The organism is Vibrio sp. VP6, from assembly GCF_028823755.1.
Taxonomy (GTDB): Bacteria; Pseudomonadota; Gammaproteobacteria; order Enterobacterales; family Vibrionaceae; genus Vibrio; species Vibrio parahaemolyticus.
The window spans coordinates 88,146-103,533 of sequence record NZ_JAPEID010000011.1 but is presented as its reverse complement, the minus strand read 5'-3'; the positions used below and the strand labels follow the sequence as shown (position 1 = coordinate 103,533).

11 protein-coding genes are annotated in these 15,388 nt (G+C 43.9%); 6 read left to right on the top strand and 5 right to left on the bottom strand.

Going from position 1 to position 15,388, the window contains the following annotated elements:
• Nucleotides 1-48: 48 nt before the first annotated feature.
• On the bottom strand, nucleotides 49-1,500 hold the full coding sequence (gene focA / locus OU793_RS09695) for a formate transporter FocA (RefSeq protein ID WP_015313220.1): 1,452 nt from the start codon (nucleotides 1,498-1,500) through the stop codon (nucleotides 49-51).
• A 264-nt stretch (nucleotides 1,501-1,764) separates the two neighbouring features.
• On the opposite strand from focA, the gene OU793_RS09690 reads away from it, so the two are divergent.
• The gene (locus OU793_RS09690) at nucleotides 1,765-2,670 is read left to right on the top strand and encodes a LysR substrate-binding domain-containing protein (protein WP_005498809.1); all 906 of its coding nucleotides are present in this window, start codon (nucleotides 1,765-1,767) and stop codon (nucleotides 2,668-2,670) included.
• 268 nt (nucleotides 2,671-2,938) lie between these two features.
• Nucleotides 2,939-3,421, top strand: coding sequence for a DUF1097 domain-containing protein (locus tag OU793_RS09685; protein ID WP_005483841.1), 483 nt, complete (start codon nucleotides 2,939-2,941; stop codon nucleotides 3,419-3,421).
• A gap of 196 nt (nucleotides 3,422-3,617) precedes the next feature.
• Here OU793_RS09685 and OU793_RS09680 read toward each other — a convergent pair whose 3' ends face one another.
• Nucleotides 3,618-5,252: an ATP-dependent endonuclease gene (locus OU793_RS09680; protein WP_015313222.1), complete on the bottom strand. Its 1,635-nt coding sequence runs from the start codon at nucleotides 5,250-5,252 to the stop codon at nucleotides 3,618-3,620.
• Nucleotides 5,253-5,523: 271 nt separating this feature from the next.
• Here OU793_RS09680 and OU793_RS09675 point away from each other — a divergent pair, with 271 nt between their 5' ends.
• The 3 genes from OU793_RS09675 (at nucleotide 5,524) to OU793_RS09665 (ending at nucleotide 9,278) form a co-directional block, all read left to right on the top strand.
• Nucleotides 5,524-7,266, top strand: coding sequence for a bifunctional UDP-sugar hydrolase/5'-nucleotidase (locus OU793_RS09675; protein ID WP_159404334.1), 1,743 nt, complete (start codon nucleotides 5,524-5,526; stop codon nucleotides 7,264-7,266).
• A gap of 521 nt (nucleotides 7,267-7,787) precedes the next feature.
• Nucleotides 7,788-8,807: a TerC/Alx family metal homeostasis membrane protein gene (locus OU793_RS09670; RefSeq protein ID WP_159404335.1), complete on the top strand. Its 1,020-nt coding sequence runs from the start codon at nucleotides 7,788-7,790 to the stop codon at nucleotides 8,805-8,807.
• 279 nt (nucleotides 8,808-9,086) lie between these two features.
• On the top strand, nucleotides 9,087-9,278 hold the full coding sequence (locus OU793_RS09665; RefSeq protein ID WP_005451745.1) for a hypothetical protein: 192 nt from the start codon (nucleotides 9,087-9,089) through the stop codon (nucleotides 9,276-9,278).
• Between the two features lie 160 nt (nucleotides 9,279-9,438).
• Here the strand turns inward: OU793_RS09665 and OU793_RS09660 are convergent, their stop codons facing one another.
• From OU793_RS09660 to OU793_RS09650, 3 genes are all read right to left on the bottom strand, one after another.
• Nucleotides 9,439-9,996, bottom strand: a complete 558-nt coding sequence (locus OU793_RS09660) for a PhnA domain-containing protein (RefSeq protein WP_005455388.1) — start codon at nucleotides 9,994-9,996, stop codon at nucleotides 9,439-9,441.
• Between the two features lie 278 nt (nucleotides 9,997-10,274).
• Nucleotides 10,275-12,683 carry a VolA/Pla-1 family phospholipase gene (locus OU793_RS09655; RefSeq protein WP_153644192.1) on the bottom strand — a complete coding sequence of 803 codons (2,409 nt, stop codon included), beginning with the start codon at nucleotides 12,681-12,683 and terminating at the stop codon, nucleotides 10,275-10,277.
• A 21-nt stretch (nucleotides 12,684-12,704) separates the two neighbouring features.
• A complete protein-coding gene (locus OU793_RS09650; RefSeq protein ID WP_005455385.1) occupies nucleotides 12,705-13,946 on the bottom strand; it encodes an outer membrane protein transport protein in 1,242 nt (413 codons plus the stop codon).
• Nucleotides 13,947-14,304: 358 nt separating this feature from the next.
• Here OU793_RS09650 and OU793_RS09645 point away from each other — a divergent pair, with 358 nt between their 5' ends.
• Nucleotides 14,305-15,387 (top strand): site-2 protease family protein, encoded by a 1,083-nt coding sequence (locus OU793_RS09645; protein ID WP_024701252.1) that lies wholly within the window; start codon nucleotides 14,305-14,307, stop codon nucleotides 15,385-15,387.
• The last annotated feature ends 1 nt before the right edge of the window (nucleotide 15,388 follow it).

The window sequence follows — 15,388 nt, the reverse complement described above, 5'->3', positions numbered from 1 at the left end:
AGTTTCTAACAACTAGCGTTTTGTTATTGTTCGTTCTTTCTTTATTGTTTAAGCAGTTTCTAGTGCTTTATCTTCAACAAGGTTTAGTCGCTCACCGAATACTGGACGTAGAGCTTTAAGAACTTCTTGGCGAGTAACAACACCAACCATTTGACCATTTTCAAGAACCGGCAATACTTGCGGCTTGCTAACCTTCATGCTTTTCGCTCGTTCTTCTAGAGATAGAGAAGTTAGGCGAGTTGCAATCCCCATGCTGCTTGTTGGGTATAGTTGCTCTTTGTCGATGCATAGGAACTCGACCACATCCACCAAACGATCGCCAGCATCAATTGCAACGACATCACGACTCATCAAATCAACCACTTTTTGATCTTTCACTGGGATGTAATCTTGACACCACAGTTCAACCATCACGTCGTGTGCAGAGAAGAAACCAACTAAACGATTGTGGAGATCCACCACTGGTGCGCTTGTTAGATTGTTGTCTAATAGAGTATCAAGAGCTGCGGCTACAGGCATTTCCACGCTGAGTGTAACCGGTTTTGGATTCATGATGTCCTTTACGAAAGATGCGTTTTTCATTGTGATTTCCTTAACTGACGATAACTGAGTTGTATTTGTGATAGATGAAACATTGGCTGCTTTTAACTCTGGACGGCGGTAGATACACCAGTTAGCCAAACCAACGAGTACCGCGCCACCGACGATGTTGCCAAACGTTACTGGAATTAAGTTCGCACTAATAAAGTGTGCGACATTTAAATCCGCATATTGGGAAGCCGGTACACCAACAGATGCCCAAAATGATTCAGGGGCAAAATTGGCAATAACGATGCCTAGTGGGACCATAAACATGTTTGCCACACAGTGCTCAAAGCCACTGCTGACGAACATCGCAACTGGAAGAATGGTCATAAGCGCTTTCGTCATTGCGTTTGCAGAACTAAACGTCAACCAAATTGCAAGACAAACCAGTAGGTTACATAGAACGCCCAAAGCAAAGGCTTGAAGCAACGTATGGTGTAGTTTGTGTTGTGCGATATTAAGAGCATTCAAACCCCATTGGCCTGCATCCATTTGGTACAAACCTGCCGCAGTCACAAGAGCAAGCAAAAACATAGCGCCGATGAAGTTACCTACGTAAACCTTGCCCCAAATCGACAACATTTTGCCGAAAGAGATTTGTTTGTTTGCCCATGAGATGCTGGAAAGCACCGAACTGGTAAACAGCTCCCCACCGCAAATAACGATAAGGATTAACCCCATGCTGAAGGCGATACCACCGGCTAAGCGGCTTAAACCCCAACCTGTATTCGCACTGCCAGTTGTCACTGTGATGTAAAACAAAAATGCCAAACCGATAAACGCACCAGCCATTATTGCTAGGCCAAGTGTCATGCTGCTGGTTTTGTTTGCTTTACTTAATGCGAATTTCTCCGCCTCAGCCATCATCTCTTTAGGAGAAAAGTCCTGGTGAGTTTGAGAACTGGTCACCGCCATAATGACTCCTTAGTTTGTGGTTCCATAAAAAGCTCCTTGATTTATTAGCTCAAAAATGAATTGTTGTTTTTGTTTTGCGGTGTTCCCGAACCGCATATCCAGAATAGGGCGGGCAGTGGTACAGGTAAAATTGATAATATTTAGAAATCTCATCAAATTATTTGATAAGTTTTTAGCGCGGAGTAAAATGAACCCTATTGCTTATTGGGGCATGTTTTTGAGGTTGTGAGAGTATGGGAATACTCGCCCATGATGGAGGACACTTTGCGCTACTCTCTTAAGCAATTAGCGGTTTTCGACGCAGTTGCAGATACCGGCAGTGTAAGCCAGGCCGCAGACAAACTGGCTCTGACACAATCGGCGACAAGTATGTCGCTCGCGCAGTTAGAAAAAATGCTTGGCAGGCCTTTATTTGAAAGGCAAGGAAAGCAAATGGCCCTAACACATTGGGGGATGTGGTTAAGGCCCAAAGCAAAGCGTTTATTACAAGATGCCTTGCAGATAGAAATGGGATTCTATGAGCAACATTTGTTAAGCGGAGAGATCCGTCTTGGTGCGAGCCAAACACCAGCAGAACACTTGGTGCCTGACCTTATCAGTATCATTGATAACGATTTTCCTGAGATGCGAATCTCGCTAGGCGTACAAAGTACGAAAGGGGTTATCGATGGCGTGTTAGATTACAAATACGATTTAGGCATTATTGAAGGACGTTGTGACGATAACCGTTTACACCAAGAAATCTGGTGTCGTGACCACCTTACTGTAGTCGCAGCTTCTCATCATCCTTTTGCTCGTAACCCTTCAGTCAGTTTAGCTCAATTAGAGCAGGCGAAATGGGTGTTGCGTGAGCATGGCTCAGGTACTCGTAAAACCTTTGATAGCTCCATTCATCATTTGATTGAAGATTTAGATGTATGGCGTGAGTACGAACACGTTCCTGTGTTGCGCAGCTTGGTGGCTAACGGACAATACTTAACTTGTTTGCCATATTTGGATGTTGAACGTTACATTGAGGCTGGACGTTTAGTCGCGCTAAACGTGCCAGATCTGAAAATGGAGCGCACATTGTCCTTTATTTGGCGTGCGGATATGGCCGAAAACCCCTTGGTCGATTGCATAAAGCGTGAAGGTTTACGCATGATGAAGGGCAAACCATCCGTCTTATAGGTACTATCAATTTTAATGGGCTCTGCATCGCAGGGCCTTTTTTATCTCTTTTATTCGTCCATCTCTGTTTTTTATTATTTTCTAAATCTGTTGATTTATCGGTTGCGTCAAATAATTTGTGTAAAACATGAAACGAAAGGTGATATTGTTGTGATCATTATCACCGATAAACTGGCGCGATGTGCCTAGTATTGGTTCTTGATTTCAATGTATGAAGGCAGTTATCAAACCAAAAGGGTGCGATAGTCGCCGAGCAGGTACGAATACCATGACAACACTTTTAGCTATCTCTATTACTACTGGGATTCTGTCCGGCGTTTGGGGTTGGATTGCCATTTCTCTTGGCCTTTTATCTTGGGCAGGCTTTTTAGGCTGTACAAGCTACTTCGCTGCTCCAACGAGTGGATTAAAAGGTTTAGCGACAAGCTTAATTACTAACTTGACCGGTGTATTCTGGGCAATGGTAATTATTTATGGCTCCACTTACGCAGGTTTAGAGATCTTGGGTTATGTGATCACAGCTGTTGTAGCGTTTTTCATGTGTATTCAAGCGAAACAGGCTTGGCTAGCGTACATTCCTGGTACTTTCATTGGTTCTTGCGCGACATTCGCAGCAGATGGCAATTGGCAACTTGTTGTTCCATCGCTTGTATTAGGTGGCGTATTTGGTTACTTGATGAAAGCAACAGGACTTTGGTTACATGCGAAATCAACCGCTACTTCTTCTTCGCTCGCTGAGCAAGCACAGTAGTGAACCCCCGATCTAATTTGTATCCGCTGTGTATTGAGCTTTATCCCTCTCAATACAGTTAATCAAAATTAATGATATTTGATACAAGCACACTAATTTAGTGTGCTTTTTTTTGCCTAAATTTTAAGGGGATAGCGCAGTGCTATCCCCAAAGACTATTTAAATGGAAAGAAATGAGTAAATAGATATATAACGCTCAAGTATTCCCGCTTGCCATAGTAACGATGCGTTTTAAAGTCCAACGCAACAACACAGGGATACATTCCATGCCTTTCTCTTCGCAGTGAGACACAATGGCTAGAGCCAAATCTGGCTTCGCATGTTTTTTCAAAACGCGGTTAACCACTTTCTTCGCCGGAATTGGATGGTCATGAGGGACTTTGATCATGTCCTTAAAGAAAAGCTCGAAACCATGATTATAAAGAAAATGCTCGATGTCCCGATCGGGCAGTTCAGTGAGCCTATGGCGCTCTTGATCATGCCCAAGCTGCGCTCTTACTGTGTGGGCGTATTTTTTACCCGCAGGGTCACCATCGGTAACCACATGCCAATCGATACCGAACTCTTTGGCTACTTTTATTAATGAACGTAAGCCAGATTGTGCAAATTCGACAATCTGAACCCCTTCAGCGGCGAGATCGTATCCACATTGTCTTGCCAATTCATTAAACAACCAAACCTCAGTTTCGCCTTCCACTAATAGCCAGCAACGCGCAAACAAAGCACCAGCGCGATGAAAACGAATGTGGAAACCAATTCGTCTTAGCTCGTCACCACCAAACTTAGACGTGTTTAGACTCTTCGCGATAGTTTTGTCGGACAGACGGATAAGCCTACGGATGGAGTAGAGCGGCACGGAACCAAGCAAACTGCCACTGTTCGTGGTTAAGATTTTTTGCATTGGCAAAAGTTGAAGCAACGACCAAGCTCGAGCTAAATGCGTTGGGTGTAAACGACCTTCTGGATCTTCGATGATCAAAATAGGCCGCGCGCAACGTCTTAAATCCGTCGGCCCTTTGGCTTGGAGATATGCATTAAGCAACCCCATTAAGAGCAAGCGACTTTGCTTATCGTTGGTCTCTTTCAGGTATTGGCTCAATCCTTTATCAGAAGATGGGCTAGTGTAGAATAATCCGTCTCTCGGTTTTCTAGGATTGCCTTTACTGATGCTACGAAACGCAAAATAGTGCTCGACCAACGTTTTCATGGCATCGAGACTGCTTCGTATTTCCCCTTTGTTTACATGACCCGGCATCGCCAATAAACGTCGACAGGTATTGTTGATGCGTTTTTCGATACGCGCGTTTTTGCTGTCACCATTAATGTGCGACGGACGAGGAAAGCGACGAGAATCCCTTAGTCGAATGACAGGGTGCAACGTCATCAACTCAACCGCTAATTTCTCTGAATGGTGAATCTGTTTCGGTTTGCCATCACGGTCAAGAAACGCGTATTTGGTTGTGATGTCATGATCAACGCGAGAGGCACTGATTCGATAATAAATGACATGTTCACCATCTTCTGTTGTGCACCAAGCGGGTTTGATGCGGCGATAACGACCAGCGTTTGCTTCATGTTTATCTTGTGCTTTGAAGCAAACAATAATTTGGATGTGTTGCGACTGAGGGTGAGAAATGGAGTAGTCGACGTGGAAATCTTTCAGTTCGAACTCATATAGACTTCCGTTGGCTGGTAACGCGATAGATAGGGCGTCGAGCAATGAAGATTTACCCCACGTATTCTCACCAATGAGGGTAGTGAGTTCATCAAAAGAGAGTGAAAGGCGTTTGATGCCTCTAAACCCGGAGATTTCGATGCGTTCTAGTCTCATCTCAATCCTCCTTGCAATTATTTGAATTATAGAGAGTTATTTTGCTACTCCTAAGCATATATGAATTCGAAATTTTTGAGTTAAGCTCAGTTCACAAAATTACGAGAGCCTCCTATTGAATAGAGACCGCGACAGGCGTAAGTTGCTTTCAATTGAACGACAGATAGCATCGTGATCACGTAAACGTGAAATCAAAAATTCACAGTTTCATAAAATTCATGATTCTGTCATGATTCACTTCTTATTATTATAAGGAATGAAAAGAGAGAAGATGAAAATGAATAAAAATCATAAGCCAGTAAGAATCAAACTGGCACACATCAATGACACTCATTCCTACTTTGAGCCAACGTCATTACAGCTAAAACTCAAAATCAACAAAGACCTCATATTAGAACCTTATGTTAGTGCGGGCGGATTCTCACGAATCGCGACTCGAGTTGAACAGCTACGTGATGATGCACAGCGTCAAGGGCAGGGAATGTTGTTCCTTCATGCTGGCGACTGCTTCCAAGGCACGCTCTATTTCTCCTTATTTAAAGGCAAAGCGAACGCCGATTTGTTGAACGCCTTGAATATTGATGCCATGGCATTGGGAAACCACGAGCTCGACATGGGGAACGAACCGGTTGCACTATTTTGTCAGCGCACCAATTTTCCGCTGCTCGCAGGCAACTGGGATCTGTCCAATGAGTCAAAAAACAAAGCGCACCGACTAAGCGACTGTAACAACGTACTGAGCTATCAACCGGATTCACGCAGTGCGCAATACCTTGTGAAAGAGTTTAACGGTGTAAAAGTCGCTATTTTTGGTTTGTCCATCGATAAAATGAGCGATATAGCAAACCCTGACGCCGATACGCCATTTATGACTGCAATTGAAACCGCGAAAGCGACAGTCGCACAAATTCACAATGATGGAATCAAAAACATTATTTTACTGAGCCACCTTGGTTACGAGGGCGACTTAGAACTTGCAGAGCAAGTGGAAGGCATAGGTATCATCGTGGGTGGTCATAGCCACCGTTTGCAAGGTGACTTTACTGCGATTGGTTTGGGTGAAGATGATCCTTATGGTATCAAAGTAAATGGAACCTACGTTGTGCAAGCCGGTTTTCATGCTCTGACCATGGGCCATTGTGTGCTTGAGTTTGACGAGAATGGCCAAGCAACCATGTTGAATGGTCAAAATGAATTGCTGCTAGGGCGCCGTATTTTCTGGGATTCAACGTTGAATCAACAATTGGACCAAGGCGTATTTGAAACCGCTTGTGATTTTATTCACGGCCAACCAAATGTTGTGGTCTGTAAGAAACACTCAGAAACTCAAGCTATTTTGAGAGATAAATACATACCTCGCGTGCGTGCCTTGCAATCGCAGGTGATTGCTCATGTGGAAAGCAAAAAGCGTCATGTCCGTATACCGGATGAGTTAGGCGGAAGTGAACTTGCCGGTGCGGTCGCTCGTTCTTTCCTTCATAGCTTAAATAAACGCGGGCACAACGTTCAATTTGCAATTCATAATGCAGGTGGCGTTCGTACTTCACTCAATCCAGGTGATATTACAGTGGCAGATGTTGCCGGACGATTATTGCCTTTTGCCGTACCGATCGGGTTTTACGATGTGAAAGGTGCGGTTATTCGTCGAGCTCTAGAAGGTGCAATCAATAACGCACTAAACAACGGCGTAGAAGGTACTGGGTCAGGCAGTTACCCATATACGTACAATCTGAACTTTGACTATCAAGCCGATGCGCCAAAAGGTGAGAGAGTCCAACGATTAGAAATATTTGATGGATACCGCTGGGTAAAGGTTGATGATGACGCTTGGTATCGAGGCACCTCTTCGGCTTACACGATGAAAGGCAAAGAAGGCTATGAAGCCCTGCTTGATATGAAAGGCGAGGGTTGTGTGAGTAACTTATCAATGGCGGATTGCTTTATTGAACTACTTACAGATGAGCCTAACTGTTTGAACGAAAGTCACAAACTTTACTCTCAACAAAATCGTTAATCATTCTTGGTATTGATTTTGCTGTACTTTCCACACTACATGCGAGTGAGAGGGTGGAAAGTATGTGGAAAAAAGACTGGGCAGACGCTGCAGTGGTCATTGCGTGGGTAGCCGCTTGGTCCATGCTTGTGTATTTTGTGCCACTAAATGGGCTATAAAGAACAAAGAGTAATAAGAGGGAGCGCTAGTCAGTGCTCCTTTTTCTTTATATTCATATATTTGATGGACTGCTGGCGATTAAATGCATTGATTTTATTGATAGGGAATTTTTGTTGGAAATCAGAATGATCAGGCGTATGATGGCGGCGTTTGGGGAGTAGTTAGCGCAAGTTTACTTATCGTCATCTCGTTAAGCGAACGCTTATCCGGTAAGTAAAGGTGTCTGATTGAACATTCAATCTTGGCACTTCAACGAGACCAACGCATTCATTGATTAGCAGACACATGGGTAATGTGACTGCTGGTTTGTATTGTTTGCGGAAGGTCACCAAACACTGCTGTCCTTCCGCGTGGGAGGAAGCATGTCTCTTATTGAAAATACCACCCAGTTAAGCCAATCTGTTCTATTTCAAGAATCACTGACAATGTATGGTGCATTCGGCCTTTTCACACTCGTTTTGGTTGCGCTTGATATCTATCAAACCCGAGGCGGTGCCATTACGATGCAAAAAGCCATCGTTTGGAGCATATTCTGGTTCTTACTCGCGTTTCTTTTTGCAGGTTCCATCTATTTCTTTTGGGACGTTTACGCTCCTCATAGTGCTTACAGCAATGAGAAAGCGACCGTTTCATTCCTAACTGGTTACTTGCTCGAAAAATCATTAAGCGTTGATAACTTATTTGTCTTCGCCATCATATTTGCCCAATACAAAGTGCCAGAGCATCTTCGTCCTCGTGCGTTGCTGTGGGGTGTGATTGGCGCGTTGCTTCTGCGTGCAATTATGATTGCTGTCGGCGCGCAGCTGCTCGCCCAATACCATTGGGTACTCTACCTATTTGCGGCGTTCCTAATCTGGACAGGCATTAAGCTTGCTCGCGACAAAGGTGAAGATGAAAAAGTGAACCCATACCCAGAGCAAGTGATTCGTAAATTGCTGCCAGTGACGGATGATTATCAAGGTAATCATATGTTCTTGAAGCAAGCAGGGAAGTGGGTTGCGACGCCAATGTTAATTGTAGTGGGCGTGATCGCCGTGATGGATGTGATGTTTGCACTCGATTCAATTCCGGCTATTTTTGCGGTCACTCGCGAGCCATTCTTGGTGTTAGCGGCTAACGTATTCGCGTTGTTAGGCTTACGCTCGCTGTACTTCGTGCTGCAAGCGATGCTGGACAAGTTTATCTACTTAAAACCTGCGCTCTCTGTGATCATGATGTTTATCGGTGTGAAGATGCTATTGGTCGGAACGGAATACGAAATCCCAACGATTTGGTCATTGACGTTCTTGATTCTAGTAATGACTTCCGCGGTAGTTGCTTCGGTGTATAAGAACAAAGAAAACAGTCGTTCTCGAGTTAATATTACTAATCAAAAATATTGATAACCGGATTTTTGGAAAGATATTTTCAGTATTGATTGGTTAAGAATTTGTTACTTAAAAGCTTGGGGTTATCCCCGTAACTCCAAGTTATTCAAGAAAAGTAGGCGGTTGTTGAATTTTTATGCGAAAAGTGGGCATTTCTAGCTCGCAGCAATGTGAATGATTTGTTTTATTAGAAAAACTAATTTGGTTGGTCAAATTTTGTCATTTTTTAAACAGTGAGGAAGTGACTACTATACAACCAACAAAACATATTACTGCTTTTAAAGAGAGGCAATCATGGCACAAGCAATGCAAATGACAAATGTAGCTTTACCAACCTCTATGGATAAGAAAACCTACGCGGTTAACTTCAAAGGATTGATTGCTCACTTACTCGACATTCTTTTTGTAGATAACTCTGCTCCTCGCAGCTACTACGCAGAAGATTTGTCAGCTCACATTCAAAAAGATATCGGTATGTACCGTTAATCTGAACACTGTGAAAAAAAATGCCAGCTTAGCCGCTGGCATTTTTGTATTTGCTGTTTCAAAGGGACCTGATTCAAACGCATGGGTTAGGGGGCCTTCCGAAGCACAAACAAAAACGGGGTTCCAACTGGAACCCCGTTTTATACAAAAGTAACTAAAATTACTTCTTACGGCAGTACTCTGCGATCACGTACATTGACTGACCACCGTTTGCCTTACCTGAAATCAGTTTAGGGTCATCACCAAGGCTGATACCGCGAATCACAGTACCTTGCTTAATTACTTGGTTTGTACCTTTAACTGGTAGATCTTTGATTACTGTTACATCGTCACCTTTCTTAAGTTCAGTGCCGTTGCAGTCAACAGTTTTGTCATCAGCAGACATACCTGTCATTGCCCAGTTCTTTTGCTCTTCTTCCATGTACATCATGTCAAGAGCGTCTTGAGCCCAGCTTTCAGAGTTTAGGCGAGTTAGTTGGCGCCATGCAGTTACTTGTACTGCAGGAACCTGGCTCCACATGCTTTCGTTCAGACAACGCCAATGGTTAATGTCTTTAGGTTCTTCGATCTCGCTGTGGCATTTGTCACATACCATGATAGCGGTATCAACTGTTACGTTACCGTGTGGTGGTACAGCGTAAGCAGTTAATGGAGATTCAGATGAACACAGTTCACATTTTGACTCGCAGCGTGCAAGCAGAGTAGCTTCGATAGACATAAGGACTCACCTTAGTAATGTTATTTTGTGGCGGTATTATCCACTTTATCCTGAGAAATAAAAGGGTGTTAGCGAATTAAAGCCGAGATTTTACAATATTCCAACCTGATTAGGTGAAAGATGTAAAACAATCGCTAAATAAATAATATTTGGAATATAAAAGAAGTGGTCAATTACCTTGGGTTATGAATTGTTGTGTGAATTATTCAACACTCTTTTGAGTGCGAAAAATAAAAAACCCAGCCTAAGCTGGGTTTTTTCGATGGATGAATGGTCGATTATTTCAGTACTGTTGTATCCGAAACATCACTCAATGCGTTGTCCATCAAGAAGTCCGCGTTTTCTTTTTGCATTTCAGCATGATGATTGACATCGGCAAGTGTGCCTGATGGCGACGCAAACGTACTGTGTGAAGCAATAGCGTTGAATTGAACAAAGCTTGACGTCGCAGAGACCGCTGTATTTAAGCTATTAACCTCAGTTAAGCCCAATTTCTTGGCTAACGGCTCTGTACCTGCAAATGGAGCGTTCGCAACGTTATTCGGTACCGTCTTATCACCTTCAACTTCTGTCATCAAGAATGGGGTAGTTAGAGTGCCTGAAGCAACTAGGTCTGCGGCATTAGTAAATGGATCTACAGTATCAAGCGTGGTTTGCGCTGCGTAGATGAACTGTGAGAAACCAGCACTCAGAGCTGCAAGCTGTTCCGGCGTCGCTAAACCTTCAAAGACCTCGTAACATGCTTTGTCATCTAACTGAGCACATTGCGCGTCAGCGTAAGACTTGTAATCCGTTGATGCTACATAAGCAAGGTTGTGCTTGATTTGTGGACCAAAGTCTGAAGAACCCAACAATAGATTACCGATTTGACCACCAGAGTTCTGAATAGAGGCCGCGCTAAATGTATACAGTGCGTCAGCAGTAGGGCTGCCTAGTGTGTTGTTTGCAGCAGCAACCGCAGACGTACCAACAATACCGCCTAGTGAGTGACCTAGCATTTTTACTTGAGAGCCCGTCATTGGGTTAAAACCTTGAAGAGGGCCTCCAGCCAATAGACCGCCTTGCGCTGATACTACTAAACTAGCACGTAAGCCCAGTACATCCAGCACGCTTTGACGAAGGTTATCACGCGCTACAGCAAGGTTAGAAAGGTTCAAGTAAGCAAGAACGTTCGCATTTGCCGATCGTTGTTCGTCTAGGCTACGTGTTCCGTGGATTGGAAGATCAATAGCGATAACAGCTACGCCAGCCTGCACCATATTAAAAGCAAATGCATACGCGTTTTCTTTCGCTGAGGTGATACCGTGTTGGTAGATCACCACGTCTTTCGCTACACCATTTTGAGGAGTAAACAGTAAAAACTCGACATTTTCTAAAGACTTAACCGCAGGAACAGGAGAGTAACGAGTAATAACTCGCTCGCTATCCAATTGTGTACCGTCGTTTAAGTACAGTTTCGAGCCTACCAGTTTTAGCTGCTCTGTTGGATCTGTTGCCAGCTTGCTAACGTCTACAGGAGAGCTTGCGAAAACGCCAGAAGAAAGTTGCTGAACCATGTTCGCTTGTTCTGCTGGATCGGTAAGTGCTGCGTTTAGCTTCGCTAGGCTTGGCATCGCAGACACCATCGGTTGCATGTTCCAGTTTGCGCCTTTTTCAAGGTAGTGTGGCAGTCTTACTTGACCCTGAGTAACATTCACACTCGCGCCAGATTGCAGGTAAAGACCTTTAATCGCGGTTTTCGCTGCATCTAGGTCACTGACGTATTTATTAAAGTCACTGTCCGAATCTAACGCTGTCATAAAGTCTTGTGTGTCACCAAGCACCATTGTGTACGCAGTAGAAAGGTCGACAGCATTCTCGTTAGTATCATTTTTGTAAATGGTATTTAGCGTGTTCGCGCCAGTAGCAAAACCTGTCGCAGTAACACCTTTAACAGCCGCTAACGTGTCACCTACAGATTGAGTGCTGAACCATGAGGAGTAGACAATATCTGCTGGGTTGACTTGCGCTAGACCAAAAATGCCTTCGACAGCTTCTGTTACCGCTTGTACAGATGCAAGATCGCCTGATTCGTACTTAACTTGTTTGCTCTTTGCCACCGCGTAGCTTGAAGAGGTGCCAATAGGCTCGCCATTAACGTCAGTTACGTCTTGTGTGACTGCGAAAATGTATTCGCTAGATTCATCAAGAGAATCGGCAAACTGAACATAAAGAGATTTACCATTGGCTTGAACAACGTAATCTTGGTTCTGAACAAGGACTTTTGAAATCGGGTTAGTTTTTCCGTCCCATTCCGTCAAACGCTGGTTGATTTTGATAACTTTAACGCCAGAAGCCAACATGCCAGGAGCGAAGCCATCGCCGTTAAAGTTCAAAACGATAGGCATAGACGTTGACCAACCGTCCATTGTGTTCATTGATGCGCGTGGATTAGTAAGGGCATCATCACCGTTAGTTGGCAAACCAAGCGTACCATCTGACGTATCCATAAGTAGGTAAGAAGGGGCAGGTACGTCTGCGTTTGCACCTTGGATAGTAAAGCTAATTGAAGTGCCACGATCTAGCAATGCTTGAACTTCCGATTCAAACGTTACTTTATCTGTTGTGCCTGAGCTTGATGTGTTGTCGCCACAACCTGCAAGTAGGATCGCAGAACAAAGCAGTGATAGTTTAAACGTATGTTTCATTGGGTTACTCCGAGAATCCTATTATTTGAAGGTGTAGTTCATCTGTACTGCACTGATGTATGCCGTACCTTCTGAATCAAACTTAATTTCTTGACCTGCTGCGTTAGTCTCAGTAAAAGAGCCCGACTCACTTTGTACCAATGCAAAACCAGCATCAAACGATAGGTTTTCATTCATTGCATACGTTAGACCCGCGCTGTACCACATACGGTCACTATCAGGGATACTCAATGTTGCTTCACCCGCTTGCTCGTCATAAGCCAAGCCTGCGCGGAATGTCCACTCGGTGTTTAGCGTGTAAGTTGCACCTACAGAGTAACGGTTGTTATCTTCATACTTTTCTGGTTTGAAGAAACATACGCCGCCTTTACATTCATTACTGGTCGCTTTTAGCTCTTTAAAAGTGCTCCAGTCAGTTTGTTGCCAACCGTAATGAATCGCCCATTGGTCGTTCAATTGATGGAATGCAGATAGTTCGATAATAGAAGGAAGCGAAATCTTCAAGCGACCATCGACTTTTGCTGCGGTTGCGATGCCAGAGTCGTAGCTGCTGAATTCACCATCATCAAAATCTAGATCGACTTTAGAACGGTAGCCAAAGCCAAAACGATTGTTTTCGTTAAGTTCAAATAGGGCACCGACGTTCCAACCCCATGCGAAAGTCTCACCTTCCATGCCAATTAGGTTATCGGACTTACTGCTACCAGAACCAAATAGCGGCGCCAACGCACCTTTATGACGTGTCAGTTCTGCTTCTGCATAAACTAAGTTGATGCCGCCACCAACACTGAATTTTTCGTTGATGCGGTAAGCAATGTTTGGATTGATATTGACAGAAAGTAGCGAGGTGTCGCCAGCCATATCACCCGCAGAAATATCATCTGGATAATCTGTTGCAACACCGTAAGTGGTGAACATACCGATACCCCAAGCCCAGTTGTCATTGATTGGGCTGATGTAATAACCCGCAGGAACCACTTGCAGTGGTGCTACGTCATCAGATTGCTCTTTATGAAGCGTATCGTAAACGTTGACTTCAGGATCAACGATAGAAAGTGCGCCAGAAAACTGAGCTTCTTTGAAAAGAGTCATTGCTGCTGGGTTACGTGCAAGAACGCTGGCATTGTCTGCTACAGCCCCTTCACCTGAGAATGCTCGACCAAGACCAGATGCCGAGTGTTCAGCAACCTGAAAGCCCGCTGAATGGGCATTACACGCAAACAATATTGAAATTGTCAGCAGAGAGCAGTGCTTCTTGTTCATCCTTGACCCTCCTAGGGTGTCATTATGCTGGACCGAAGTCCTTGTAATTGTTGTGTGGTACTAAACAGCAGTTGTGATTGCGTTGAAACACAGCTGTGATGTAAACGTAATGTTAATTGTATGTTTAATAACTTGTCAAAGTTTGAGCGTATTTGGCGTTTTAAATTTGATGCATACGTCAAACGCCTGCTCGTAAGGGCATGTATTATCGTTATATTTTTTGTGGAAATGGTACGACCAGAATTGTTTTGCAAATCTTATGATTAAATAACCTTCAAATCTTGAGTTCACATGCTTTGATGTCACTTGTTATAAGAGGCATAATTCGACCTTTGTGGTTATCGCATTAGGAATCGCGTTGGAATTACTACACACTGAATTTTTAGGTCGCCCGTTAAGATTAGAAGGATCGATGGCGGGATGGCAGCAATTGTACTGGGATAACACTCTAGTTTCTCAAATTGATGCGAGCGAAAAGAAAACCGAAACTTACACGCATCAATTTAAGCTGAGTGCTGGAGAAGAGGTTTTGCTTTGCCAATTAGACTGCACATTGGATTGGCAACCTTTTGATCTGACCTATCGCGCCACCGTTAACGGTGAGCTAATTACGGAAGGTTCAAGAAACGAAAAAGATATTGAAAGGCAGGTGCCACAGGTCGCGCCGCCATCAGAAAAGCGCTTGAGTGTCATCGGTATTTTTTCCTTAGGTATGAAAGCCTTAAAAAGCGCGAAAGTGATTAAAGTTGCGCTGGCGTCAGCAAGTTTAGCTGCCTATTCATGGTTGTTTTCTATTGAGTTTGCTCTGGCTCTTATCGCTTGTCTTATGTTCCACGAATATGGGCATATCAAAGCGATGAAGTATTTCGGTATGAAAACCAAGGGCATTTACTTGATCCCGTTTCTAGGTGGCTTGGCTTTAAGTGACGAGAAAATAAACACGCGTTGGCAAGATGTCGTCATTTCTATCATGGGGCCTTTCTTTGGATTGGTTTTAAGCATTGTGTTTACTCTGCTTTATTGGATGACAGGCGAAATGATATTCGCTGGTCTTGCTGTGTTTAACGCGCTGCTAAACCTCTTTAACTTGCTGCCGATCTTACCGTTAGATGGTGGCCATGTTCTAAAGAGTATTACTTTCTCGATGAATACTTGGATTGGGTTGGCGGGCAGCATTGTTACAGCACTACTTGGTATTGCGCTCAGCTATTCATTTGGTTTAACGCTGCTCGGATTCTTACTGATGATGGGGATGCTGGAAGTGGTCATGGAATGGCGAGCAAGACATCACAGCCACTTGTTGCCACTCACTCGCTACGGTCAATTGTTCTCATTGATTTGGTATTTAGCATCCGTTGGTGGTTTTGTTGGGATTATTTGGTATTTCGCAGGACTGGGTGACAGCTTACTCAGCTTACCTTTGCAAATTCTTGGAGCTTAAC

What these genes read in the sequence shown, in the direction of transcription:
- OU793_RS09660 (WP_005455388.1), bottom strand. Translation starts at nt 9,996, where the DNA reads ATGTCTATCGAAGCTACTCTGCTTGCACGCTGCGAGTCAAAATGTGAA.
- OU793_RS09675 (WP_159404334.1), top strand. Translation starts at nt 5,524, where the DNA reads ATGAAAATGAATAAAAATCATAAGCCAGTAAGAATCAAACTGGCACAC.
- focA (WP_015313220.1), bottom strand. Translation starts at nt 1,500, where the DNA reads ATGGCGGTGACCAGTTCTCAAACTCACCAGGACTTTTCTCCTAAAGAG.
- OU793_RS09670 (WP_159404335.1), top strand. Translation starts at nt 7,788, where the DNA reads ATGTCTCTTATTGAAAATACCACCCAGTTAAGCCAATCTGTTCTATTT.
- OU793_RS09680 (WP_015313222.1), bottom strand. Translation starts at nt 5,252, where the DNA reads ATGAGACTAGAACGCATCGAAATCTCCGGGTTTAGAGGCATCAAACGC.
- OU793_RS09665 (WP_005451745.1), top strand. Translation starts at nt 9,087, where the DNA reads ATGGCACAAGCAATGCAAATGACAAATGTAGCTTTACCAACCTCTATG.
- OU793_RS09685 (WP_005483841.1), top strand. Translation starts at nt 2,939, where the DNA reads ATGACAACACTTTTAGCTATCTCTATTACTACTGGGATTCTGTCCGGC.
- OU793_RS09650 (WP_005455385.1), bottom strand. Translation starts at nt 13,946, where the DNA reads ATGAACAAGAAGCACTGCTCTCTGCTGACAATTTCAATATTGTTTGCG.
- OU793_RS09655 (WP_153644192.1), bottom strand. Translation starts at nt 12,683, where the DNA reads ATGAAACATACGTTTAAACTATCACTGCTTTGTTCTGCGATCCTACTT.